Consider the following 23,364-nt stretch of genomic DNA (forward strand, 5'->3'; position numbering starts at 1 on the left):
TTATCTACTTACACGCCATATAAACAATGAATTAGGTACTAGGATGCAATTAAATAGAAGAGTATTTCTGGCACAGCTCTTATTGTGTTTCTCACTGCTCAGCATAGCTTCTACTGCCATCGCTAAGGAAAAAAGCGCCTATGACTTGTTAATGGAAAGAGCCATTTCTAAGCCTCATGAGGTTGAACTAGCGCGCAAAGGTATCGCAGAAACCAGTATTGATAGAGCTTGGGAAAGACCTTGTCCCTATCGAGAACTAAGAGGCACAGAGGAGGAGGAAAAAGAGTTTTTATATCACTGCGAACGTTGGGATGACTGCGTGTCTGTCAGCGCGCAGGCCAGCGTTTTTACGCAGGCGTTCTTTCAGAATCATCAACGGCAACCTGACGACCAGGTACCTTGGAAGCTATACAAGGATGGCAGTATATTTCTGCTCAATCCATCCGATTTTAAGTGGGCCGACGGTCACTTGAGACAACATGCCCTAAAGTTTGCCGAAGACAATTGGCGTTTGTTTGAGGGCCGAGATGCTCACGAGGCCAGTGATATGGTGGAAGACAAGTTCTGGCAATGGTGCTCTGCCGAGCCTTTAACGTTATGGAAAGCAGATGATTTATAGAGGGTGATTCGGCACGCAAATAATGGATAAAAAGCTGAGCAGTTAAACATTGCCGCCAGCAATTCAATGCACTAGTTAACGGAAGAGTTAACGACAAGCGTCACGTGAAGGACAGAAACTAGGGTCAAAGGATTGAGCCATGCAAGTATTCTACCGCTATCTGCTACGCAGAGCTGCGGCAAACGCTAATTTAACGCGATTTAATCAACGACAGACAGGGTACGCTAGTGTGCTTTTTCTGGCGATATTTGCGGCTATTGGCTTGGCAATATTTTCTTTGTATGACGCTGGAGTAGTCGCGACTGAGCGAGTGCGCTTACAAAACACCGCAGATAATGTCGCCTACAGTACCACCACCATGATTACCCGCGATATGAATGTTATCGCCATCACCAATCGTGCCATGGTGGCCAATCAAATTGCCATTGGCCAGGTTGTCGCGCTCGCTTCTTGGACCAATATGATCCACGAGTTCACCGGAAATCTTGAAACCATCGGCGACTGGATCCAATGGATCCCCTATGTTGGCCCCATCATAGAGAAACTGACCAACGTTATGCATCAAGGCACCACGGTGCTAAGAAATGCTATTAAAACAGGTAGTGGCCCTTTTATTAAGGCCCAAGATCGGCTCATAGCCTTGCTGGCGAATTTGCAGCTAGTTAATCATAATATAACGTTGGCGTCAGGAATAAGTTTGTACAAAGAGGCCATTAAGCTTAACGACCCAAACGTTAAGGCCAGTCCATTAGTCAGCGCGTACAACATCACTAAGTTCATTCAAGCCTATGGCGGATCAACTAGTTACTTTAAGCGCCGAGAGATCCAGGGGGACTCGTTGTCTGCTCAGCGATTTGCCGAGTTTGGTAATGTGGTAAATGACTCTCGCGACCGCATGATGACCAACCGTAACTATAAGGTAGGGCCAAGAATTACTGTGCCAATTGGCTGCGATCCTTTTTTTTCCGGAATTTGGGCGGAAAAATACGGTGGCACTGACTTTACCATAACCAAGAAAAACCGTGAGTATCAGTGGAGCTGGACCTCACTGGATACCTTCAGCTTTTGGGAACGATATCGCAGCATAAGCTGGGGAGGTTGTCGCAAAAAACGAACTGAAGAGTTTGCGCCGCTCGGCTGGGGTGCTGCCCATGCACTAGATGAGGAACTACACAGTGAGATATACACCTACCGATCGCGCAAGGGCGTGGCAGAGAATGCCTTTCCAAACACTAATGAATGGAAAGCAGTTAACTATAATCGCAACAACAACCGACAAGCGTGGGCAAATGCTTGGCGCAATAACTACGCGGCCACCGGAGTATACCGCCCAACTAGGCACCAAGGTGAAAGAAAAGGGGATATTTATTATAACCTCGAAAAAACTGCAGGGCTGAGAAAGTTTTTAGACTTCAAGGCCGACACTAAAACGGATATTGGCCCCGAGTTTACGGTACTGCTGCAGAAAGACGAGTCAAAAATACCGACGCGTAAGACGCTAGATGACAAAAATACTCAGGCTGACAGATCCGATAAATACAAGGTGGAAGAAAAGGGCGGCATGCCCGGTCAGCAATTGTTTGCTTTGGCGTCAGCAGCCCCCGTCTTCTCCAGACCTGATGAAGTAAAATCCCGCAGCAATAAGCCTTGGATGATTAAATGGTCCAGACAGGACAAACTCAGAGAGTTTGGCAATCTTTACAACCCATTCTGGCAAACACGCTTACAGAAAAGTGATGACAACCTCATTAAGGTGTTAATTGGCTTAGGGGTTATTTCATGAATATCCCGAAACAACGTGGCGGCGTATTGGCCGAGTTTATTGTTATTAGTGGCTTTGTGCTGATGCCATTGGCGCTGCTGTTGCCCATGGTATTCAAGCATATAGAAAATCGTCAGATGACAGAGCAGGCCGCCCGCTATGCCGTCTGGGAGCGAGTGGCATATTTCCAGAGCAAACCCAAAAATCGCAACTCGGACACGCCAGTTAAATCAGATGTTCAAATCAGCAATGAGATCCGTAATCGCGTGTTTGCCGATAAAAATACCGCCATATATCTGGACCAAAATACCAATAAGGTACAAGAAACATTAAACCCCGTGTTACAGGTAAAAGATCTGACCTCGAATAAGTGGGTGACCTTATTTGAAGAAGATAAGAATAAGGCTGGCTTTTATCATAACAGCCAAAGCAGAGAGTCAGAGCTGCCCGGGGACTTTTCCAAAATATCCACAGCTATCGGTAATGTACTCTCCTTCGCACCGGGTTTGGAACTCAGTAACAAAGGCTTCTACCAGGTTACTGTCAGTAGTAAGTTGCGCAGTTTTAAGTGGTTTCCTGAACTTGGTGATAACAGTTTGGCGATGACTCGTCAAGGAGCCTTACTTACCGAAGGTTGGATGATTGGCGGACCAGAAGCAGCAAAGAAAGAGCTTAAATACTTAGTCCCTATTAGTGCATTTGCAGAAAAGTTGGGATTAGAAAAACTGATGAAAATTTTGTCAATATTGCCTATTGCCGAGGAATTAGATTGGCTGGATTTGGCCAAGATTGAGCCGGATGCAGTGCCCTGCGTGAGACTGGGAACCTACGATAACAAAGGACGAGTGAGCACACCCTCGATATGTGAACGCCGCTTAAAGACTAAATTACAAGAGTTGGGGCATAGAAGAAGATGATAAGAAGCATAGTGTTAGCCGTGCTGATTACCTTTGGTACTCAGGCGCAGGAAAGCGTGCAATTTCCCATCCCAAAATATTTTAAGTTACAGGTGGTTGCTGACGATTTGGTGTTTAATGGCGTCGATATGTCTATTACCGGTTTTGACACCAATAAATCACCCAAGGATATTTATCAGTTTTACCAGAATGCTTGGCGGGGAGAAATTAGAGAGTCGGCCTTTGGCGACTGGATAATCTATTCCCATCTCAAAGATGGATTGCTTTATACAGTGCAGTTCCAACAACTGAATAAACTGCGTATATCCGGCACGCTGGCCATATCCAACTTACCATCTGTGGAGAAAACTCAGCTAAAAAACTTGGGCAAAGGCTTTCCCATGTCGCGTAATACCAAGGTTGCCAACGATATAAAAACTTATGATGGTCTGCGGGAATCAAGGCATTTATTGCTGGTTAACAAGATGTCTATGGCGTCAAACATGGTGTTTTACAAGTCGACGTTAACGGGACAAGGGTGGGTATTACAACATGAAGAATCAACGTCTTCAGAAGGTGGGGCTCTACTTTTTGCTAAAGAGAGTAGCACCCTAAATTTGGCTATGACCAATAGAGATGGTCAAACCTTCATTCAGGCGATAAGGATAGACAACTGATGAAGAGGCAGTGTGGATTTGGCGTCGTTGAATATGTGCTGGGAATTGTGGTGTTAGTGACGATTTTCTTTATGCCTTACAAAGATAATAAATCGATAGCTAATAGACTAGTTGATGCAGTGAAGCAGGAGCATTCCGGCTACATCTACGCGCAAACATTAAGCCAATTTCAGGTGACATCACTTAATGCGTCGCCAAAAGTTAATCCAGTCCCTAAAGCGAAAAAGGAATTAGAAAGCTTTAACAAGTAAAGGAGCCACTTGTGTCTTTCCAAAAGTCTAAAAGCAGTTGGTTAATGCTAATTATTGCAGTGCTTGTAGCAATAGCTGCGTTCTGGCTGTCAAATAACTATCTAAAAAATAAAGAAGAAATATTGAAGAGCCAAATAGTACAGGAAGAAGCTGAAACAGTTTCCGTAGTGGTGGCATCTAGACCAATACAAATGGGAGAAATTCTCAGCCCAGACAATATGGCAGTTGCCGACATGCCAGTATCTTTTGCTTCAGCATCAGCCGTCGCTCCGGGAGATTTTGATTATTACAACGGTCAGGTAGTAAAGCACGATATGTCACCCGGAGAACCTTTGCTGACGCACTATGTATCCGGTCTTGGTATTGAAAGCTTTTCAGATCTGTTAGGTGAAGGCGAGCGTGCAGTAACATTGCAAATCGATGAAATAAATTCGGTTTCAGGGATGACCTTACCGGGAGATATCGTTGATCTGATGTTGGTAACCGAAGTTGAGCCTGAAGCAGAGAGTACCGAGAAGACCACCCAAATTCAGCCACTTTTACAAAGCGTTCGTATTTTGGCTGTGGATGACATATCTCTAGTTTCCCCCACTCAGGACTTTGTTCTTCATGGTGTAGGCAAAGGCTCACTCCAATACTCATCAATCACTGTCGGAGTGAAATATCAAGACGCAGCAAAGCTTGTACTGGCCAAAGATGTTGGAAAGATAGCCTTCATGCTACGGAATCGCTCAGACGAGCAGCAACTGGCCAAGACTATGTTCAACAGCAAGCAGTTAGCATCAGAAGCCGCCAGCATTGAAGGACAGTACCAGCTCTATACCTTATCCAGTACGTCCGGTGGCAGTCTAAAGCCAGTAACGGTATCCATTGCAAGCCCAAGCACAAAATCGGGTGAACTCAGTATTTTGAAATACAGCGCTTCCTCTCAGGCAGTGAAGAATTAGGTGACAAGGATATGTTTTTTAAGCGCGTAAATGTGATGGTGTTACTGTTTGGTTTGGGATTTGCTCAATCCATCTTGGCGGCACCAGCCAAACAATACATTGAGCTATACATGGGACAAGTCAAAACCATTCAGGTTGGGGAGGTTAAACGGATTGCTGTAGGTATGGATACCGTTCTTGGCGCCAGTGTGATGGACAACGACGAGTTGTTGCTGATCCCCAAAGCACCTGGCTCCACTGAACTGCACATTTGGAAAGCAGGCGAACGCAAACTGACACTTACAGTAGACGTGTTACCCGCACAAGCCAGTAAAACTCTGAAAGAACTTCGCTCAGTTTTCAGAACATTCGAGCATGTCAGCTTCCGCCATGAGAGTGGATTCATTCTAGCTGAAGGAAAAATCCGTCCTGAGGATGCGACCTTGTTCCAAGGAACGCTGGAGAAGTTTCCAGAGGTCATATCCATGGTCAGAGCGGAGCAAGTTGAAATCAAAGATATGGTTAAAATGCAGGTCAAAGTACTTGAGATAAACAAAAACGATGGACTGCAGTTCGGTATCAATTGGGATAATGCCATCAGTGGTCCCTCCCTAGCGCTGGTGACCAATTTCAAACCTAACGACTATTATGTATTCGGTTCTGACGACAATGAACTGTTAGGACTCTTTGATGGAAAAATACCTATTTCATCATCTAAATCTTATAGTTACGGTGGTATAGCCACTGGTATAAACTCCATCATTAATCTGCTTAAGGAGCAAGGTACAGCCCGTATTTTAGCGGAACCGTCCCTTAGCACTCGCAGTGGTGAAAAAGCCAGTTTTCAATCGGGAGGCTCTTACCCGCTCGCAGTTCTGAATGAGTTTGGTCAGCCAGTTGTTGAAATGCAGGACTATGGTATTCAGTTGGATATCCAGCCAATTATCGATGAGCAGGGCAATATTGTTTCTACCGTTAGGGCAGAAATGAGCTCCATCGACTTTTCCACTGTAGTACAGGGCGTTCCAGGGTTACTGACACGTAACACTGAATCGGTAGTTAATATGAGAGCCGGCGAAACACTGGTGATTTCAGGCCTGATCAAAGTGGAAGATAGCCGTAGTTACGAAAAGCTGCCGCTGTTGGGAGATATTCCGATTTTAGGGGAATTGTTCACTTCCCGTAATTTCCAACAAGGCCGCAGCGAACTCATAATTTTGGTCACACCTACAGTAACCAAAGTTGATGTACCGCTTTCTGACGATATTCAGCAGAATTTGACAGATATGGAAGGTACCGCAGTTGATGTACCGACCTCAGATTGGTTACTGGACTGAGGAAGTGTGATGTTTCAACTACGAGTTAAAACTAGCAAAGGAACTTGGGTTGCGGAGCAGATTTGCCAAGAAGCAAGTTGTGTGTTGGGTAAAGACGATTCTTGCTTCGTACAGCTGCACGGTTGGCGAATTGGCAAGGAGCACATTCGCTTTATTCGTACCGATGATGGCCTGTTTGTCAGTGAGTTAATTCCCAAAAGTGGTCTCAGAGTCAATGGCAATACTATCGAGACCTATGGTCCGCTGCAGCCAGATGATTTGATTGAGTTGCATTCCTACCAAATAACCGCCAAAAATCACACCAAGCTCAGAACCAATTCTGATCCAGTCTCCTCCTCGACGGAAACCGCTGTGAACTCGACTGATACCTCCAAGGAGCCTGACGCCCCTCCACCACAACAGCCGCAAATAGAGGAGTCTGTTGCTACGGAGAGCGCTCATTCTATTCTAGTCAGAGAATGGCGTAGCAAAATTCATCAGGAACTGCTCAAGCAAATGGATTTACGTCGTATCAACGTGAATACGATGACTGATGAGGAATTGCGAACTTTTACAGACAGCATGATTAGCGGCATTGTGGCGGAGATGGAAGACTTTCCTGCAGAGTTAAACAGGCAAAAAGTTTCTGATCAAGTGCTAAACGAAGCGGTTGGGCTTGGTCCTCTAGAATCTTTGCTGGCAATGGATGATGTCAGTGAAGTTATGGTGAATGCGGCTGACGAAATCTTCTATGAGAAAGCAGGACGCATTACAAAATCAGACGTGACATTTACCGATGATCGCTCTGTATTGGCAGCCATTGAACGGATAGTTACACCGCTTGGACGGCGCATAGATGAAAGCTCCCCAACAGTGGATGCCCGTTTGAAAGATGGTTCACGGGTAAATGCAGTAATTCCCCCAATAGCCCTTAAAGGCCCTTGTATCACCATTCGTAAGTTTATGAAGGAGCGACTTACTGCTCAGCATTTGGTGAACTTCAACACCTTGAGTCCAGCTATGGTGCACTTTCTGGAAATGGCGGTGAAACACAAGCAAAACATCATTATCTCCGGAGGTACCGGCTCGGGAAAAACGACTCTTTTGAATGTGCTGTCCAACTTTATTCCAGTGCATGAACGGGTTATCACCGTTGAGGATGCTGCGGAACTCAAGCTGACTCAGAACAACCTTATCTCACTCGAAGCCAGACCATCAAACCAAGAAGGCAAGGGTGAAGTACCTATTCGAGATTTGGTGAAAAACTGTTTGCGTATGCGCCCAGACCGAATTGTGGTGGGCGAGTGCCGTGGCGGTGAAGCGCTTGATATGCTTCAAGCAATGAACACTGGCCACGATGGTTCACTCAGCACCGCTCATGCTAACAGCCCCAGAGACTGTATTTCACGTTTGGAAGTGATGGTGATGATGGCTGGGGTGGAACTGCCAATTTTGGCAATTCGTGAGCAGATATCTTCCGCCGTTAACCTGATTGTTCAGCAAACCCGCTTTGCGTGCGGCTCACGCAAGATTGTCAGCATTTGCGAAGTGGCGGGAGTTGAGGGCAACCGAATCCAGCTTGGCGAAATATTTAAATTTCAACAAAACGGCTACGGCGATGATGGCAAGGTAAAGGGTGAGTTCATCTCAACTGGCATAGTACCGCAGTTTTATGAAGAACTAGCTAAACGCGGACTAGAGGTGGATATGGACATATTTTCTCCCGGCGCGAAGGTAAAGGATTTGGCACCATGACTTTTGAAATTGCACTGGTCGCGATGTTTTTTTCACTGTCCGCTGGAGTCTTTGCTTGGTTTTTGGTGAGAGTAGTTTCTGGGGCTGCTGTCAGCTATCGGCGGAACTTTACAGCACAGGCTAAGATCAAGTTGTCAGATCTTTTTCTGACTATCGAGCCCGAAAAACTGTTCATGTTGAACCTAGCGGCTGTAGTACTGTTTTTCGTTTTCACCTTTTTTTTGACCGGTAATATCATCCCTGCCTCCGTAATGGCTGTTTTGGTGGGGGCTTCTCCAACGGTGATTTTTTCGATACTGCGAAAGCGGCGGCAAAAGGCTTTTATCAGTCAATTGCCAGACATGTTACAGGGAACATCGACGGCTATGCGCTCAGGTGCCAGTTTGAACCAAGCGCTGGAGTCTGTTATTGCAGAATCCAGTGCCCCCATCAAGCAGGAATTTGATTTGTTCCTTAGAGAAGTACGAGTGGGGGTTAGTTTCAACGAAGCCTTAGACAATCTATACCAGCGCATTCCGCTAATGGACCTGAATCTAGTGATTTCAGGGATGAAAATATCCCGGGAAATCGGTGGAAACCTAGCCGAAACACTTGAACGTATGGCTGATACTTTGCGCAGAAAATTGGAAATGGAAGGCAAGATTGATGCGCTTACCGCTCAGGGACGGGCACAGGGCTACGTGATGACAGGGCTGCCGATATTGCTAGGCTTGGTTTTATACCAAATGGAACCGGATCAAATGTCGCTGTTGTGGACAGAATGGTATGGATGGATGGTGATATCCATCGTAGTTGTACTTGAAATTATTGGATTTTTCTTTATCAGAAAAATCGTCAACATAGATGTGTAATTACGATGACCTTTATTATTTCATTGGCTATCAGCATCGCCATTTTCATCGGATTCATAGCCTTCGGGCGTATTGTTAGCTTTGTAAAAAAAGCCGATAGACAGTACATGGATCCGCTGCCACCACTGATGAGGCTAAATTGGCCAGCTATCTGTTTTCTGTCTCATTACTTTGGTGACTTACTCTCGGTAGAATACATAGAGCGAAGCAAAATTAAACTGAGACGGGCAGGTCTTGCTTATCTAGTAACAGCGCAACAGTTTTTTGCACTTAAGCTATTGTCATCATTAACATTTACACTGTTATCCTGGTTATGTTTTCTAATGTTGGACAAGCCCGCAGGTATAGCGCCGCTGGCTTTTTCACTGTTTGGTTTTATTTTTCCTGAAATCAATCTCAACGACCGTAAAAAGAAAGTAGAAAAGGAGATTGTGCGCCTGTTACCGATCTATCTCGACTTCATTACCATGGCTGTTGAAGCAGGGATGAATCTTAATAGCGCACTGATGCAAGCTGTTGAAAAGGGCCCACCTGGTCCACTGAACCATGAGTTTCAAAAGGTGCTTAGAGACATTAAAGCTGGTGTAGGGAAAATTGAAGCACTGCGGAATATGAGCGAGCGCTTAGATATTCGAGAAATACGCAGCCTAGTATCGTCGCTTTCCCATGCAGAAAAAAGTGGTTCAAGCGTGGGCGAAACCTTAAGAATCCAATCTGAACAACGACGTACAGAACGTTTCCAGCGTGCCGAAAAGTTGGCGATGCAAGCACCTGTAAAACTCGTAGGGCCTTTGGTGCTATTCATCTTTCCGACCACTTTTATTGTGTTGTTTTTTCCTATTGCAACCCAGATGTTCGCTCTGTTTACCAAAGGGGGATAAATGCAACTTAAATCCTTGTATTTCGATGAACGAGCGCTGTTGAATAGGGTGTTTTTACCGCACAGTTTTTGGCAACGCGCCAGAGGCTTGTTGGGCAAACCACCTTTGCAAATTGATGAAGGTTTTTTATTCAACGATTGCCGCGCAATACACATGTTTGGTATGCGTCATATGCTAGATATCGTATTTGTAGATGGAGATCTGAAAATTTGTAAATTGGTGCCTGAACTTTCGCCGTGGAGGATGGCGTACTGCGCTAATGCCGAGCACACATTGGAATTAGCCTCAGGCAGTATAGGTCGTCTAGAACTGACTCTCGGGCAACAACTGGAATTGAGATAGAAATGAAAACTATCACACTGATATCACTTTGTATTTTGCTAACAGCTTGTGCCTCAACACAGAACAAGCAGCAGACAAATATCTCCTTCACTGAGCAATTGAAAGTAGCTGAAGAAGCCTATACCGAAGCCCGTTTAACGGACGCTGAAACCCAGTACCTGCAACTAACCCTGACAAATCCAGAGTATAAAGAAGCTTGGTTTAAGCTTGGCAATATATATGCTCGTCAGGGACGATATGAGGCTTCGATTCGTTGCTATGAGAAGGTGTTAGCACTGGACAATCAGGACGGCAAAGCTTGGTTTAACCTAGCTGTTGTTAAACTTAATCAATCACGCCAAACTTTGCAGCAAGCTGAACAAACTTTAGCACCAGACACTGCGGAACTAAAGCAAATCAAGCAGTTGACACAAACCCTTAATCAGGTTTCCAAAGGGAGTTAACGTGAAACAGTATTTCAGAGGTCAAAGCTTGACAGAGTTTCTGGTGCTGATGCCAATTTTCTTCCTGTTGCTGTTTGGAATTTTAGAATTTACCTATATATATCGCGCCAAAACCACATTAAACACTGCAACATTTGAAGCTGCCCGAGCAGGTTCCCTTAACAATGCTCAGCTTGATCCAATGCGAGAAGCACTGCGTAAAGGCATGGTGCCTTTATATATGCAGGGTGGAACAGGAGCTCTAAAAATGGGGGAGGCTTATGTAAAGGTAAGACTTGATGAAGCCGCGATGAATACAATATCCGCAACAGTCACCATAGTTCATCCCACAATAGCCGTTTTTGACACTTTCAAAGTGAAACGAAAGACAACCTTAGTGAACGATACAGCAGATCTAGAGCGCTGGATAATTCCTAATGACAGTTTGCTCTACCGTTCAGCCAAAAAAGAAACGGTTCAAATTGCCGGGAAAAACGAAAGTATGAATATTCAGGATGCCAATCTGCTGAAAATTAGAACACTTTGGTGTTACAAACTGAAAGTTCCTATTTTACGCGAACTAATGGTTTCAAGCCTAGGGTGGTTTGGATCATCTGAGCAAAGAGCATGTAACGCGCTTGGCGTATTGAATGGTCCTCGACTGGCGCTGAGTTCCCAATCAACAATCAGAATGCAGTCACATATAGTGTCTGATGGAAATTTGAAATGACAGGGATTGTTATGAACATCAAATCGCTTTTGGTATTTTCTCTCCTAGGTGGCGCATTTGCCACACAAGCTGAATCACTCAGTGAATACAAGTTTAAAGAGGCAGAGTTGTTCAGCAGTGAAAGTAAGATATTGATCAATCGGGAGATTCCCCTAGGGGCTCTTACATTTGCGAATCAAGAAACTAACGTACGTACAGAAGGATATTACCCTGAAAAGTCCGTACAACTTAACGGTAAAGCAAAAGTGCGGATATTTGACTTCAGTCGTCAATATTCAGCATTTCACGTAGCACAATTACTTGAGGAATTGTTGGAGCAGCGGGGTTATACGATTCGCTACCGTTGTCAGGAAATATCCTGTGGAGACTTAATAGGCTGGAGAGCTTCATTATCCCACTTTATCGACGGTGTAGAGAATCGTCAGCAGGTAATTGTTGCTAGTAAAACAAATAACAATCTGTCGGCCTCATATATTGTTAGTCACATAACAGATATTGACTCCCAACCTCGTCTGGTGATGGAAGTCATCGAGACTGCTTCACCTATAAAGAGCGCACCCAATAGAGCGTTAACACTGAACTTCGATGTAAACTCTGCGCAGTTTACTGATGAGCAAAAACGCCAGATTGGCAGTATTGCAGAAGTGATTAAACGTGACAGCATGTGCAATTATAAAATCACTGGGTTTGCTGATAGTCAGGGGGACGAAGCGTCCAATCTCATATTATCCGAAACTCGAGCCTACAATTTGTCAAAGCTCCTAATTGATCAGTATGGCGTCCCCGCAGAAATAATTGATGTGCGAGGAGTAGGTGAAGCTCATCCGCTAAAAAACAATAATTCAGTTGATGGTCGGGCGGCCAATAGACGAGTTGAACTGATACCTGTAAGGCTGTAATTTTTACGGTGGCTGGCTCCACGGTAATTTTTGTTTGTATCACAGACTTGGATTAGCATCCGCGAAGCCGATAAGCTCGTCAAAAAGCAATACTGGCAATGGTGCGCTGCCGAACCTTTATCTATCTGGAAAAGTAAACTGGATGACTAATGTCATTATCTACTTACACGCCATATAAACAATGAATTAGGTACTAGGATGCAATTAAATAGAAGAGTATTTCTGGCACAGCTCTTATTGTGTTTCTCACTGCTCAGCATAGCTTCTACTGCCATCGCTAAGGAAAAAAGCGCCTATGACTTGTTAATGGAAAGAGCCATTTCTAAGCCTCATGAGGTTGAACTAGCGCGCAAAGGTATCGCAGAAACCAGTATTGATAGAGCTTGGGAAAGACCTTGTCCCTATCGAGAACTAAGAGGCACAGAGGAGGAGGAAAAAGAGTTTTTATATCACTGCGAACGTTGGAATGACTGTGTGTCTACCGGCGGCGCTGCCAGCATATTTACCGAGGGGTATTACAAAAACCAGCAACTACCTCCCGATGCACAAGTACCATGGACGTTCTATCAGAATCTTTTTTTGGACGGAGAGGATTTAGCATCGGCTACAGGCCACTTAAAACAACATGCCCTAAAGTTTGCCGAAGACAATTGGCGTTTGTTTGAGGGCCGAGATGCTCACGAGACCAGTGATATGGTGGAAGACAAGTTCTGGCAATGGTGCTCTGCCGAGCCTTTAACGTTATGGAAAGCAGATGATTTATAGCGGGTGTATCGAAAGGAAAATAGCTGCTTTAATTTGAGGCAGAGTATTCAAATATCGTCGTTGGCTTTTCCATCCCCTGATATAGGAAAAGTCCATGGCGTGCGCCACTTGAAAAGCAAAAGCCAAGTCGCTGTAGGTGTCTAGCGCTGTATCAGCAGGCATTTTTACGCTAACTGGAGCCATTGACGTTGGCTGACAACATCACTCGATTGCTAAGATTGCCTCATTATTATGAAATTTTATTTCAGAATAGGCATAATTTGCTCGCGGCCCTAATCAACCAATTAAGCGTCTTATACACTTAGCTAACAGTATATAAATCAAGCAAAAACTAACACAAACCTTAACGTCAGCCTCATTTTTGCCGATGAAATCCCAAAATCAAGCCAAAACCCCCGTCAAACGCTCTACACAGCTATCGCCATTACGAGTAGTCTGTCAGGGCTGATGCCCCACAAGCATTAGCCGTTCACTTTGTAGCCGCTCCAGTTGGGGGAACGTGCCAAAATGTGAAATTTTCTTCCTTATTTGTCAAATATGTCTCATTACTTGCGATTATTTTTTGATACATTCGGAGCCAGTTTTATTTTTAGTATTATAATACAATATGAGATGAGACCATTATGGCAAACAGTAAAAGTAGCAAGTTGGTCACCTTCGCAGCGTCAATTGCAGGACTGCTGTTTGGGTTAGACATCGGCATTATCTCTGGCGCCCTGCCATTTATCGTTAATGATTGGAACATTTCCACACATGAACAAGAATGGGTCGTCAGTACCATGATGCTTGGCGCCACCATTGGTGCCATTTCTAACGGTTGGCTGTCTGCCGCACTGGGCAGAAAAAACAGCCTACTGGTAGGCGGAATTTTGTTTGGTATCGGCACATTGGGGTGTGCGCTGGCACCAGATCTCACCGTCATGTATGTGTTTAGGGTGGTACAAGGGTTCTCGATTGGTATTGCATCATTCGCCGCACCGCTTTATCTATCTGAAATGTCAGAAAAATCAGTGCGTGGCCGCCGAATTGCCACTTATCAATTGATGGTCACTATCGGTATTCTCGCTGCCTTCCTGTCTGACACAGCTTTCAGCGTGAAAGAAACCTATAGCATGCTCGGTTTGGATGTGAGCAACTGGCGTTTAATGTTTGCCGTACTGCTGATCCCATCATTCCTGCTGATCGGCACGGTAATGTCTATGCCTAAATCACCACGTTGGTTAGCCTCAAAAGGCCGCTTGGTGGAAGCGCGTAAAGTGCTACACGATATCCGTAAAGGTGAGCGTGAAGCAGACGAAGAATATGACGACATCATGCGCAGCCTGTCAGTCAAACAATCAGGTTTTGGCCTGTTCAAAGCTAACCCAAATTTCCGCCGCAGTGTGTTCTTGGGGATGGTGCTGCAGTTCATGCAACAATTTACCGGCATGAACATTTTGATGTACTACGCGCCAAAAATCTTTGAAATTGCCGGTTTCAGTACGCCAACCGAGCAGATGTTTAGTACCGCATTTGTTGGCCTAGCGTTTGTACTGGCGACCTTTATTGCTATCGCGATGGCAGATAGTTGGGGCCGCAAACCGGCACTGAAAATCGGCTTTACCGTAATGGGCATCGGCATGTTTGGTTTAGGTTTGCTGCTGAAATACGTGTTAGAAGGTGATGCACCAGCATACTTCTCTTACCTAGCCGTATTGGTGTCTATGGTGTGTATCGTAGGTTACGCCATGAGTGCCGCGCCTATGGTGTGGGTACTGTGCTCTGAAATCCAGCCACTGAAAGGCCGCGATTTTGGTATTGCCTGCTCGACTACCACCAACTGGGCGTCCAACATGGTGCTAGGCGCCACTTTCCTGAGCTTGTTGCACGGTATTGGTACTGCGCAAACCTTCTGGATGTACGCCGCATTTAACTTCCTGTTCATCGTAGTCACCATTCTGTTTGTTCCAGAAACCAAAGGGGTAACACTGGAAAAAATCGAATCTAACTTGATGTCAGGTAACAAGCTACGCGATATCGGCGCATAACTGACTCGTTTTACACATCAAGGCCACAGCATTGTCTGTGGCCTTTTTATTGTGCGTTAACTGTTCGGCAGCGGATGATTGTTTTAACATGCCCAGTGTCGTTTAACACTCAGGTAAATGGATATGACGAATAAGGTAGAGATCATTGTCGGTACCACCCTTGGCGGGGCGGAATATGTTGCAGATGAGCTTACGAGTGTACTCGAGCAGCAAGGCTATCAGGTGACTTCCCATCTTGACCCAGCGCTGGACGAGCTAGATAAAAGCGCTTGGTGGCTGGTGGTTTCTTCGACTCATGGCGCCGGCGATCTACCCGATAATTTGCAACCTTTCTATCAATCTTTGCTAGCAACTGACAGCGATCTTAGCGCCGTTTCATTTGCCGTTTGTGCCATTGGCGACTCCAGTTATGACACTTTTTGCCTAGGCCCAGCCAAGTTGACAGAGGCGTTAGAACAGCACCAAGCGAAACAACTCACCGCGAAGATCCAAATTGATGTGCAATACGATCCGGTTCCAGAAGATCCTGCAATTCAATGGCTTGAAAGTTGGATCCAACCTGCTCAAGCTTAAATTCTGAATGTTGTACCCTGTAATACACAGATAAGATCCAATTTATCCACATTTTATGTTTTTAAAATATAAATATGTGGATAAATTGTCATTTAGATCTGATCAATCCCTGTATGAATCAACCCCCCGATCCGCCCTTGATCGCCTCTGTGGATAAAACCGCGATCTATACACAGCAATTAGCCAATAAGATCATTTTTAGATCACAGGTTAGATCTCACCTAAGTTGATGATCTACATCAGCTAAACGACTTACCCACCGAAAAAGCGCTGCTTAATAGCAAACATAATAAAGAGATCTATATAAAGATCTTAAGATCTATAAAGCTTTTACCTCGGCGATCTTTTCTCAAAATAGATCGTTCACCTCAATCTTTGGAGATGCTAAAATGATCTGCTACGTGGTTTTTCTTTTGAGCTTCATAAAGGTTGAGTAATGCGTTTTCACGAGCGGTTTGATGTGATTGTTGTGGGTGGCGGACATGCAGGTACTGAAGCTGCTTTAGCTGCTGCTAGAATGGGCAGTAAAACGCTGTTACTGACGCACAATCTAGATACGTTAGGGCAGATGTCCTGTAACCCAGCGATCGGTGGTATCGGTAAAGGTCACTTAGTGAAAGAGATCGATGCGCTAGGTGGTGCTATGGCAACCGCTACAGACTACGCCGGTATTCAGTTCCGCGTACTCAACAGCAGTAAAGGCCCGGCAGTACGAGCAACTCGTGCGCAAGCCGATCGCGCGTTATACCGTCAAGCGATCCAACGCATTTTGCAAAACCAGCCCAATTTACGTTTATTCCAACAAGCGGTGGAAGACCTCGTTGTTGAAAACAACAAGGTGGTTGGTGTGGTAACGCAGATGGGACTAGCGTTTGAAGCTCCCGCTGTCGTGTTAACCACCGGCACTTTCTTGGCAGGAAAAATCCATATTGGTTTAGAAAACTACAGCGGTGGCCGCGCCGGTGATCCACCAGCCATTGCTTTGGCGAGCCGATTACGTGAGTTACCTTTACGCGTCGGCCGCTTAAAAACCGGTACGCCACCCCGTATTGATGCCCGTACCATCGATTTTAGCCGCATGACTGAGCAACAAGGTGATACTCCATTGCCTGTGATGTCATTTATCGGCGATGTTAGTCACCATCCTAAGCAGATCTCTTGTTATATCACCCATACCAACGAGCGTACCCACGACATAATTCGCGGCGGTTTAGATCGCAGCCCAATGTATTCTGGCGTGATCGAAGGGATTGGCCCACGTTATTGCCCATCGATCGAAGATAAGATCCACCGTTTTGCTGATAAAAACTCGCATCAGATCTTTATCGAACCCGAAGGCTTAACCACTCACGAAATCTATCCAAACGGCATTTCAACCAGCTTGCCGTTTGATGTTCAGCTGAACTTAGTACGCTCAATTCAAGGTATGGAAAACGCAGAGATCCTGCGTCCTGGTTATGCCATTGAGTATGATTATTTCGATCCGCGCGATCTGAAAAATTCGCTGGAAACCAAAACTATCGATGGTTTGTTCTTTGCTGGACAGATCAACGGCACGACTGGTTACGAAGAAGCGGGCGCTCAAGGCTTATTGGCCGGTGCTAACGCTGCGTTGCAGGTGCAAGGCAAAGAATCTTGGTGCCCTCGTCGCGATCAAGCCTATTTGGGCGTGTTGGTTGATGATTTATCCACACTGGGTACCAAAGAACCGTACCGCATGTTCACCAGCCGCGCTGAATACCGTTTGTTGCTGCGTGAAGATAACGCCGATCTGCGTTTGACCGAAAAAGGCCGCGAACTCGGCTTGGTTGATGATGAGCGTTGGGCTAAGTTCTCTGCCAAAGTGGAAGCCATTGATACTGAATCACAACGGCTGCGTAGCAGTTGGATCCATGTGAATTCGCCATTGGTGCCAACGCTAAATCCGCATTTGAATACGCCTATCACCCGTGAAGCGTCATTTGAGGAACTGCTGCGTCGTCCTGAAATGGATTACGACAAGCTGATGTCACTGGAAGGTTTTGGCCCAGGGGTGGAAGATCCACAAGTGGCGGAACAGATCCAAATCCAAGTGAAATACGCCGGTTATATTCAACGTCAGCAAGATGAGATCAACAAAGCGACGCGCAACGAAAATACTCGTTTGCCGCTAGATCTGGATTACGCCAAAGTGCCGGGGCTGTCTAACGAAGTGACGGCTAAGCTGAATGCGCATAAACCTGAGACCATTGGTCAAGCATCGCGCATTTCTGGGGTAACCCCGGCGGCAATTTCGATTTTGCTAGTACATTTGAAGAAAATGGGGTTGCTGCGTAAGAGCGCATAACACTGAATCTTCACTGGCAAAGGGAAGCTTCGGGCTTCCCTTAGTCTTTTCTGGGCCGCATAATATCGGCGCCTAATCAATTTGGAGAGCGTTAAGAGTGCTAGCTGCACAGTTACAATCTTATTTAGCCGAAGCAAATATCACTGCAACTGTTGAACAGCAACAGCAGCTTATTGCGTTCGTCGGGCTACTGCACAAGTGGAATAAAGCCTACAACCTTACCTCAGTGCGTGAGCCTGAGCAGATGCTGATCCGCCATATCATGGACAGCCTCGTGGTGTCGCCACATCTTGAGGGCGAACGTTTTATCGACGTGGGCACTGGCCCCGGTTTGCCAGGCATTCCATTGGCGATCCTCAATCCCGATAAGCAGTTTGTGTTGCTTGATAGTTTGGGTAAGCGCATTCGTTTTCAAAAACAGGTGCAGATCGAACTCAAGTTGACCAACATCACTCCGGTCGAGAGCCGTGTAGAAGCCTATCAGCCAGAGCAAGGTTTTGATGGTGTGCTGAGCCGCGCCTTTGCCTCAATTACTGATATGCTGCAATGGTGTCACCATCTACCAGCCGCATCTGGCAAGTTTTTTGCGCTAAAAGGTCAACTCGATAACGCTGAATTGGCTAACATACCGAAGAATTTTGCGATTGAGCAGCAAATCACCCTGCACGTGCCCCATTTAGCTGAGCAACGGCATCTGCTGCTCATCAAATCCAGCGACTGAGCTTGTTGCAATTCGCTGGCGTATCAAGCAACTTGTTGCTGATAGAAAACGGAACTCAATCACTGACAGTAATGGACAAGGTGACATTGTGGCGAGAATTATAGCCGTAGCTAACCAGAAAGGTGGCGTAGGAAAAACAACAACAAGTGTCAATCTAGCGGCATCTCTGGCGGCCACCAAACGCAAAGTGCTGTTAGTTGACTTAGATCCGCAAGGTAATGCCACCATGGGCAGTGGTGTTGACAAATATGAAGCGGAAAACACCGCCTACGAACTGCTGGTTGAAGAAAAGCCGTTCGATGAAGTGGTGGTGCGTAACACTGTGGGGAAATATGATCTGATCGCTGGCAATGGTGACGTAACCGCCGCTGAGATCAAACTGATGGAGTTTTTTGCCCGCGAGATCCGTTTGCGTAATGCGTTAAATGCCATTCGCGATCAATACGATTATATCTTTATCGACTGCCCGCCATCGCTCAATATGCTGACCGTTAACGCTATGTCGGCTGCCGACTCCGTGTTGGTACCAATGCAGTGCGAATACTACGCCTTGGAAGGGATAACGGCCTTAGTTGATACCATCACTAAGTTAGCCGCCATGGTCAATCCTGGGTTAACCATCGAAGGAATTTTGCGTACTATGTACGACCCGCGTAACCGCCTTGCCAATGATGTGTCCGATCAGCTTAAACAGCATTTTGGTGAGAAGGTTTATCGCACGGTGATCCCGCGTAACGTGCGTTTGGCCGAGGCGCCAAGCTTTGGCGCGCCAGCGATGTATTACGACAAAGGCAGTGCCGGTGCTAAGGCGTACTTGGCATTAGCGGGTGAGATGATCCGTCGCAGTGAACAGCATAAGAAGTCATAAAACAGGGTTAAAGGAAATCGCATGTCTTTAAAAAAACGGGGTTTGGGTAAAGGGCTTGATGCGCTATTGAGTACTAGCCATGCCGCCAGCAGTAAAGCCGCCAGTGAGCCGCAACCGCAGGACGGTGCGTCAGGCGCTGAGCAGTTGCTGAATCTGGACATTGACCTGCTTAACCCTGGCAAATATCAGCCACGTAAAGATATGTCGCCTGAAGCGCTAGAAGAGCTGGCGGGTTCGATTCGCAGCCAAGGCATCATTCAGCCGATAGTGGTACGCAAAATTGATAATGACCACTATGAAATTATTGCTGGAGAACGCCGTTGGCGTGCAGCGCAGATTGCGCAGCTGGATAAAATCCCTTGTATCGTCAAACAGGTACCTGATGAAAGCGCCGTGGCTATGGCGTTGATTGAAAACATCCAACGCGAAGATCTTAACGCCATGGAAGAAGCCATTGCGTTAAACCGTTTGTTGGAAGAGTTTGAACTCACCCACCAGCAAGTGGCGGATGCTGTCGGTAAGTCGCGCACTGCAGTGACCAACCTGTTGCGTCTCAATACGCTTAAAGAACCTGTCAAAGTGATGTTAGAGCGTGGCGACCTCGATATGGGCCATGCTCGCGCCTTATTGGCGCTTGAAGGTGACAAGCAAACCATGACCGCCAAACTTGTTGCTTCGAAAGGATTAACAGTTCGTGAAACCGAACGGCTGGTCACTAGGCTGTTAAATCCGGTCGAACCAGCTGAAAAACCAACCAAAGATGCCGATATTTCGCGGCTAGAAAGCAAATTAGTTGAGACTTTAGGTGCAAAAGTAACCATATCGCACAGCAACAAAGGTACCGGAAAAATTGTAATTAATTACCAGAATTTGTCGGAGTTGGACGGTATCCTTTCAAAAATTCACTAAATTAGTCAATATTGAACTAATTTTACCCGCATTTTAGTTAAAATTGTAGTAATTTTCCTACATATGCAGATTTTCTAAAGCAGATAAATTGGCGATACGTCACATTTACATCGCCAATTTCCATTTTGCATCACGTTGCATTGAAGTCTTTTAACGGTATACTTTCGCAAGCTTTTTGTGCGGAGTAACTCAGTTTTTGAACAAATTCTGGCCGTTGTACAAAAAGTAGTTAATGCGGAGAAGACTGATTGAGTAAGATTTTAGCCCACCGTTCAAGAAAATCAGCGTACAAACTGGTTGGCTTACAGGCGGTGGTAGCTGGGGGGGCTTCAGTAGTCTTTTTCGCAATGTGGGGAGTGCAGTATGGTCTGTCCGCACTTGCGGGAGCGGCTATTGCTGTGCTGCCTAATTTTGTATTCGCAACCCTAGCTTTTGCCCATGTGGGGGCAACGGCATCAGCGAAAGTCCTAAAAGGCTTTTACTGGGGGGAAGCGATGAAGATGTTGTCGACAATCGTGCTTTTTTCACTGGTATTTATCAACATGGAAGTCGCCATTGTGCCGCTTTTCAGTTGCTATTTGTTGGGGTTAATCGTGCATTGGGCAGCACCTTTATACTTCAAGTAAAGTTAAAGTGGGATGAATCATGTCTGCAACTGGTGAAGCTTTAACGCCGCAGGAATATATCCAGCATCACTTGACGTTTTGGGCTTCTGGCTCAGAACCAAGTAGTTTCTGGACATGGCACATTGATTCGTTGCTCTTTTCGGTAGGTCTTGGGGTGTTGTTCCTATGGCTGTTCCGTAGCGTTGGTAAAAAAGCTACTACGGGCGTTCCTGGCAAACTGCAATGTTTTGTCGAAATGCTGGTGGAGTTTGTTGATTCTAGCGTGAAAGAAACCTTCCATGGTCGCAATAAAGTGATTGCACCACTAGCCTTAACCATCTTTGTCTGGGTATTCATGATGAACTTCATGGATATGGTTCCAGTGGATTGGCTGCCTCAATTGGCGCAGCTGATTGCTGGCGATCATAACCAGTACTTTAGGGTGGTTCCAACGGCTGACCTTAATGTCACCTTCAGCTTAGCGCTCGGGGTGTTTGTATTAATTATTTACTACAGCATTAAGGTGAAAGGTGTGTCTGGTTTTGTGAAAGAACTGACACTTCAACCCTTTAATGTAAAGGCAATGATACCTGTCAACTTCTTGCTTGAGTTTGTTACCTTGATCGCTAAGCCAATTTCTCTGGCGCTGCGTCTCTTCGGTAACCTCTATGCAGGTGAGTTGATCTTCATCCTTATTGCGTTGATGTATGGTGCTAACTTGGCAATCGGTACTCTGGGTATTGGTTTACAACTCGGATGGCTGATTTTCCATATTTTGGTTGTCACTCTACAGGCGTTCATCTTCATGATGTTGACCATTGTTTATCTAAGCATGGCACATGAAGATCACTAAGGATTGCTGAAAAATATTTTTAACTAAATCATTAACTAACATAGATTTAGAATTTGGAGATACAGATGGAAACGATTCTGGGCTTTACTGCAATTGCTGTTGCTCTGCTCATTGGTCTGGGTGCACTGGGTACCGCTATTGGCTTCGGTCTGCTGGGTGGCAAATTCCTGGAAGGCGCTGCTCGTCAACCTGAAATGGCACCAATGCTGCAGGTTAAAATGTTTATCGTTGCAGGTCTGCTCGACGCTGTAACCATGATTGGTGTAGGTATCGCACTTTACATGCTGTTCACCAACCCACTGGGTGCAATGCTGGCTGGTTAATGCTTCTGTCTTAAATCAAAAGTAGGAGGCTGTTGTGAATATCAACGCTACCCTCATCGGTCAGACGCTCGCCTTTTTCCTCTTCGTGGTTTTTTGCATGAAGTATGTTTGGCCACCTTTGATGAATGCCATCGAAGAACGCCAAAAAAGGATTGCTGATGGTCTTGCAAACGCTGACCGTGCAGCCAAAGACCTAGAGTTGGCTCGAGAAAAAGTCTCGGATCAATTGAAAGATGCTAAGGCTACAGCCAACGAAATCATTGAGTCTGCGAATAAACGCAAGGCGCAGATTATTGATGAAGCCAAAGCTGAAGCAGACGCTGAGCGTGCGAAAATCATCGCTCAGGGGAAAGCAGAAATTGAAGCCGAACGTAATCGTGTAAAAGAGGAACTGCGTCAGCAAGTTTCTGCTCTAGCACTGGCTGGTGCTGAGAAAATCCTCGAACGTTCGATTGATGAAGCCGCTCAAAGCGACATTATCGCGAAACTCGTTGCTGAAATTTAATAAGGGAGTGGAGTTATGGCTGAGTTAACCACCATTGCTCGTCCTTATGCTAAGGCAGCTTTTGACTTCGCGGTTGAACATCAAGCAGTCGGAGCTTGGGAAGAAATGCTGAGTTTCGCTGCGTTGGTCAGTGAAAATGAATCCATGAAGCCATTACTGAATGGCGCACTATCAAGTGACAAGCTGGCAGACCTGTTTATCAAAGTCTGTGGCGAGCAAGTTGATGTGAATGGTCAGAACCTGATCAAAGTGATGGCGGAAAATAATCGCTTGGGTGTGCTGCCTGCTGTGGCTCAGCAATTTGTTGAGTATCGTCTCGAATGGGCTAAAGAAGTTGAAGCGACGGTAACGTCGGCAACTGAATTGACCACCGAACAAGTACAGCAGATAAGTGTTTCTCTTGAGAAACGTCTTGCACGCAAAGTTAAGCTGAATTGCAGCGTAGATACCGGCCTGATTGCCGGTGTAATTATCAAAGCAGGCGACTTAGTCATCGATGGCTCTGTCCGTGGTAAGTTGAACCGCCTGTCTGATAAGCTGCAATCGTAATTGGGAGTTTGAG

26 protein-coding genes are annotated in these 23,364 nt (G+C 45.8%); all 26 read left to right on the forward strand.

Going from position 1 to position 23,364, the window contains the following annotated elements; translation table 11 throughout:
• The first annotated feature begins 43 nt into the window (after positions 1 to 43).
• Positions 44 to 619, forward strand: a complete 576-nt coding sequence (locus L9G74_RS17200; protein WP_238897961.1) for a hypothetical protein — start codon at positions 44 to 46, stop codon at positions 617 to 619.
• Between the two features lie 139 nt (positions 620 to 758).
• Positions 759 to 2,402 (forward strand): TadE/TadG family type IV pilus assembly protein, encoded by a 1,644-nt coding sequence (locus L9G74_RS17205; protein WP_238897963.1) that lies wholly within the window; start codon positions 759 to 761, stop codon positions 2,400 to 2,402.
• Complete coding sequence (locus L9G74_RS17210) at positions 2,399 to 3,298, forward strand: hypothetical protein (RefSeq protein WP_238897965.1); 900 nt, start codon at positions 2,399 to 2,401, stop codon at positions 3,296 to 3,298. Before L9G74_RS17205 ends, L9G74_RS17210 begins: the two co-directional genes overlap by 4 nt.
• A gap of 11 nt (positions 3,299 to 3,309) precedes the next feature.
• A complete protein-coding gene (locus L9G74_RS17215; protein WP_238897967.1) occupies positions 3,310 to 3,954 on the forward strand; it encodes a hypothetical protein in 645 nt (214 codons plus the stop codon).
• Complete coding sequence (locus tag L9G74_RS17220; RefSeq protein WP_238897969.1) at positions 3,954 to 4,205, forward strand: hypothetical protein; 252 nt, start codon at positions 3,954 to 3,956, stop codon at positions 4,203 to 4,205. The genes L9G74_RS17215 and L9G74_RS17220 overlap by 1 nt, the downstream gene beginning before the upstream one ends.
• A gap of 11 nt (positions 4,206 to 4,216) precedes the next feature.
• Positions 4,217 to 5,152, forward strand: coding sequence for a Flp pilus assembly protein CpaB (cpaB, locus tag L9G74_RS17225; RefSeq protein WP_238897977.1), 936 nt, complete (start codon positions 4,217 to 4,219; stop codon positions 5,150 to 5,152).
• Between the two features lie 11 nt (positions 5,153 to 5,163).
• Entirely contained in the window at positions 5,164 to 6,468 is a 1,305-nt protein-coding gene (locus tag L9G74_RS17230; RefSeq protein WP_238897978.1) for a type II and III secretion system protein family protein, read from the forward strand.
• Positions 6,469 to 6,477: 9 nt separating this feature from the next.
• The gene (locus L9G74_RS17235; RefSeq protein ID WP_238897980.1) at positions 6,478 to 8,202 is read left to right on the forward strand and encodes a TadA family conjugal transfer-associated ATPase; all 1,725 of its coding nucleotides are present in this window, start codon (positions 6,478 to 6,480) and stop codon (positions 8,200 to 8,202) included.
• Positions 8,199 to 9,053 (forward strand): type II secretion system F family protein, encoded by an 855-nt coding sequence (locus tag L9G74_RS17240; protein WP_238897981.1) that lies wholly within the window; start codon positions 8,199 to 8,201, stop codon positions 9,051 to 9,053. The genes L9G74_RS17235 and L9G74_RS17240 overlap by 4 nt, the downstream gene beginning before the upstream one ends.
• Positions 9,054 to 9,058: 5 nt before the next feature.
• Positions 9,059 to 9,934 carry a type II secretion system F family protein gene (locus L9G74_RS17245; RefSeq protein WP_238897983.1) on the forward strand — a complete coding sequence of 292 codons (876 nt, stop codon included), beginning with the start codon at positions 9,059 to 9,061 and terminating at the stop codon, positions 9,932 to 9,934.
• The gene (locus L9G74_RS17250; RefSeq protein WP_238897985.1) at positions 9,935 to 10,276 is read left to right on the forward strand and encodes a DUF192 domain-containing protein; all 342 of its coding nucleotides are present in this window, start codon (positions 9,935 to 9,937) and stop codon (positions 10,274 to 10,276) included.
• Positions 10,277 to 10,278: 2 nt separating this feature from the next.
• Positions 10,279 to 10,719, forward strand: a complete 441-nt coding sequence (locus L9G74_RS17255; protein WP_238897987.1) for a tetratricopeptide repeat protein — start codon at positions 10,279 to 10,281, stop codon at positions 10,717 to 10,719.
• A 1-nt stretch (position 10,720) separates the two neighbouring features.
• Complete coding sequence (locus tag L9G74_RS17260; protein WP_238897989.1) at positions 10,721 to 11,428, forward strand: TadE/TadG family type IV pilus assembly protein; 708 nt, start codon at positions 10,721 to 10,723, stop codon at positions 11,426 to 11,428.
• On the forward strand, positions 11,425 to 12,327 hold the full coding sequence (locus L9G74_RS17265; RefSeq protein WP_238897991.1) for an OmpA family protein: 903 nt from the start codon (positions 11,425 to 11,427) through the stop codon (positions 12,325 to 12,327). Before L9G74_RS17260 ends, L9G74_RS17265 begins: the two co-directional genes overlap by 4 nt.
• Positions 12,328 to 12,525: 198 nt before the next feature.
• Complete coding sequence (locus L9G74_RS17270) at positions 12,526 to 13,092, forward strand: hypothetical protein (RefSeq protein WP_238897993.1); 567 nt, start codon at positions 12,526 to 12,528, stop codon at positions 13,090 to 13,092.
• A gap of 623 nt (positions 13,093 to 13,715) precedes the next feature.
• A complete protein-coding gene (locus L9G74_RS17275) occupies positions 13,716 to 15,119 on the forward strand; it encodes a sugar porter family MFS transporter (RefSeq protein WP_238897999.1) in 1,404 nt (467 codons plus the stop codon).
• Between the two features lie 123 nt (positions 15,120 to 15,242).
• Complete coding sequence (mioC, locus tag L9G74_RS17280; RefSeq protein ID WP_238898001.1) at positions 15,243 to 15,692, forward strand: FMN-binding protein MioC; 450 nt, start codon at positions 15,243 to 15,245, stop codon at positions 15,690 to 15,692.
• A 436-nt stretch (positions 15,693 to 16,128) separates the two neighbouring features.
• Positions 16,129 to 18,018 carry a tRNA uridine-5-carboxymethylaminomethyl(34) synthesis enzyme MnmG gene (gene mnmG / locus L9G74_RS17285; RefSeq protein ID WP_238898003.1) on the forward strand — a complete coding sequence of 630 codons (1,890 nt, stop codon included), beginning with the start codon at positions 16,129 to 16,131 and terminating at the stop codon, positions 18,016 to 18,018.
• A gap of 97 nt (positions 18,019 to 18,115) precedes the next feature.
• A complete protein-coding gene (rsmG, locus tag L9G74_RS17290; protein WP_238898010.1) occupies positions 18,116 to 18,739 on the forward strand; it encodes a 16S rRNA (guanine(527)-N(7))-methyltransferase RsmG in 624 nt (207 codons plus the stop codon).
• A gap of 88 nt (positions 18,740 to 18,827) precedes the next feature.
• On the forward strand, positions 18,828 to 19,607 hold the full coding sequence (locus L9G74_RS17295; RefSeq protein ID WP_238898018.1) for a ParA family protein: 780 nt from the start codon (positions 18,828 to 18,830) through the stop codon (positions 19,605 to 19,607).
• 21 nt (positions 19,608 to 19,628) lie between these two features.
• Positions 19,629 to 20,516 (forward strand): ParB/RepB/Spo0J family partition protein, encoded by an 888-nt coding sequence (locus L9G74_RS17300; RefSeq protein ID WP_238898020.1) that lies wholly within the window; start codon positions 19,629 to 19,631, stop codon positions 20,514 to 20,516.
• A 248-nt stretch (positions 20,517 to 20,764) separates the two neighbouring features.
• Positions 20,765 to 21,142, forward strand: a complete 378-nt coding sequence (locus L9G74_RS17305; protein ID WP_238898021.1) for an ATP synthase subunit I — start codon at positions 20,765 to 20,767, stop codon at positions 21,140 to 21,142.
• Positions 21,143 to 21,161: 19 nt separating this feature from the next.
• The gene (gene atpB / locus L9G74_RS17310) at positions 21,162 to 21,974 is read left to right on the forward strand and encodes a F0F1 ATP synthase subunit A (protein ID WP_238898022.1); all 813 of its coding nucleotides are present in this window, start codon (positions 21,162 to 21,164) and stop codon (positions 21,972 to 21,974) included.
• Positions 21,975 to 22,039: 65 nt separating this feature from the next.
• A complete protein-coding gene (gene atpE, locus L9G74_RS17315; protein WP_238898023.1) occupies positions 22,040 to 22,297 on the forward strand; it encodes a F0F1 ATP synthase subunit C in 258 nt (85 codons plus the stop codon).
• Between the two features lie 34 nt (positions 22,298 to 22,331).
• The gene (atpF, locus tag L9G74_RS17320) at positions 22,332 to 22,802 is read left to right on the forward strand and encodes a F0F1 ATP synthase subunit B (RefSeq protein WP_238898024.1); all 471 of its coding nucleotides are present in this window, start codon (positions 22,332 to 22,334) and stop codon (positions 22,800 to 22,802) included.
• 15 nt (positions 22,803 to 22,817) lie between these two features.
• Positions 22,818 to 23,351, forward strand: coding sequence for a F0F1 ATP synthase subunit delta (gene atpH, locus L9G74_RS17325; RefSeq protein WP_238898025.1), 534 nt, complete (start codon positions 22,818 to 22,820; stop codon positions 23,349 to 23,351).
• Positions 23,352 to 23,364: the final 13 nt, after the last annotated feature.

The sequence above is a fragment of the Shewanella electrica genome, assembly GCF_022321485.1.
GTDB lineage: Bacteria > Pseudomonadota > Gammaproteobacteria > Enterobacterales > Shewanellaceae > Shewanella > Shewanella electrica.

Bases quoted from the DNA above. Each gene is read 5' to 3' on its own strand.
- L9G74_RS17270 (WP_238897993.1), top strand. From the start codon at position 12,526: ATGCAATTAAATAGAAGAGTATTTCTGGCACAGCTCTTATTGTGTTTC.
- L9G74_RS17255 (WP_238897987.1), top strand. From the start codon at position 10,279: ATGAAAACTATCACACTGATATCACTTTGTATTTTGCTAACAGCTTGT.
- L9G74_RS17230 (WP_238897978.1), top strand. From the start codon at position 5,164: ATGTTTTTTAAGCGCGTAAATGTGATGGTGTTACTGTTTGGTTTGGGA.
- L9G74_RS17275 (WP_238897999.1), top strand. From the start codon at position 13,716: ATGGCAAACAGTAAAAGTAGCAAGTTGGTCACCTTCGCAGCGTCAATT.
- L9G74_RS17220 (WP_238897969.1), top strand. From the start codon at position 3,954: ATGAAGAGGCAGTGTGGATTTGGCGTCGTTGAATATGTGCTGGGAATT.
- L9G74_RS17205 (WP_238897963.1), top strand. From the start codon at position 759: ATGCAAGTATTCTACCGCTATCTGCTACGCAGAGCTGCGGCAAACGCT.
- L9G74_RS17240 (WP_238897981.1), top strand. From the start codon at position 8,199: ATGACTTTTGAAATTGCACTGGTCGCGATGTTTTTTTCACTGTCCGCT.
- L9G74_RS17245 (WP_238897983.1), top strand. From the start codon at position 9,059: ATGACCTTTATTATTTCATTGGCTATCAGCATCGCCATTTTCATCGGA.
- L9G74_RS17235 (WP_238897980.1), top strand. From the start codon at position 6,478: ATGTTTCAACTACGAGTTAAAACTAGCAAAGGAACTTGGGTTGCGGAG.
- L9G74_RS17300 (WP_238898020.1), top strand. From the start codon at position 19,629: ATGTCTTTAAAAAAACGGGGTTTGGGTAAAGGGCTTGATGCGCTATTG.
- atpB (WP_238898022.1), top strand. From the start codon at position 21,162: ATGTCTGCAACTGGTGAAGCTTTAACGCCGCAGGAATATATCCAGCAT.
- L9G74_RS17250 (WP_238897985.1), top strand. From the start codon at position 9,935: ATGCAACTTAAATCCTTGTATTTCGATGAACGAGCGCTGTTGAATAGG.
- L9G74_RS17210 (WP_238897965.1), top strand. From the start codon at position 2,399: ATGAATATCCCGAAACAACGTGGCGGCGTATTGGCCGAGTTTATTGTT.
- mioC (WP_238898001.1), top strand. From the start codon at position 15,243: ATGACGAATAAGGTAGAGATCATTGTCGGTACCACCCTTGGCGGGGCG.
- atpH (WP_238898025.1), top strand. From the start codon at position 22,818: ATGGCTGAGTTAACCACCATTGCTCGTCCTTATGCTAAGGCAGCTTTT.
- L9G74_RS17265 (WP_238897991.1), top strand. From the start codon at position 11,425: ATGACAGGGATTGTTATGAACATCAAATCGCTTTTGGTATTTTCTCTC.
- mnmG (WP_238898003.1), top strand. From the start codon at position 16,129: ATGCGTTTTCACGAGCGGTTTGATGTGATTGTTGTGGGTGGCGGACAT.
- L9G74_RS17200 (WP_238897961.1), top strand. From the start codon at position 44: ATGCAATTAAATAGAAGAGTATTTCTGGCACAGCTCTTATTGTGTTTC.
- atpE (WP_238898023.1), top strand. From the start codon at position 22,040: ATGGAAACGATTCTGGGCTTTACTGCAATTGCTGTTGCTCTGCTCATT.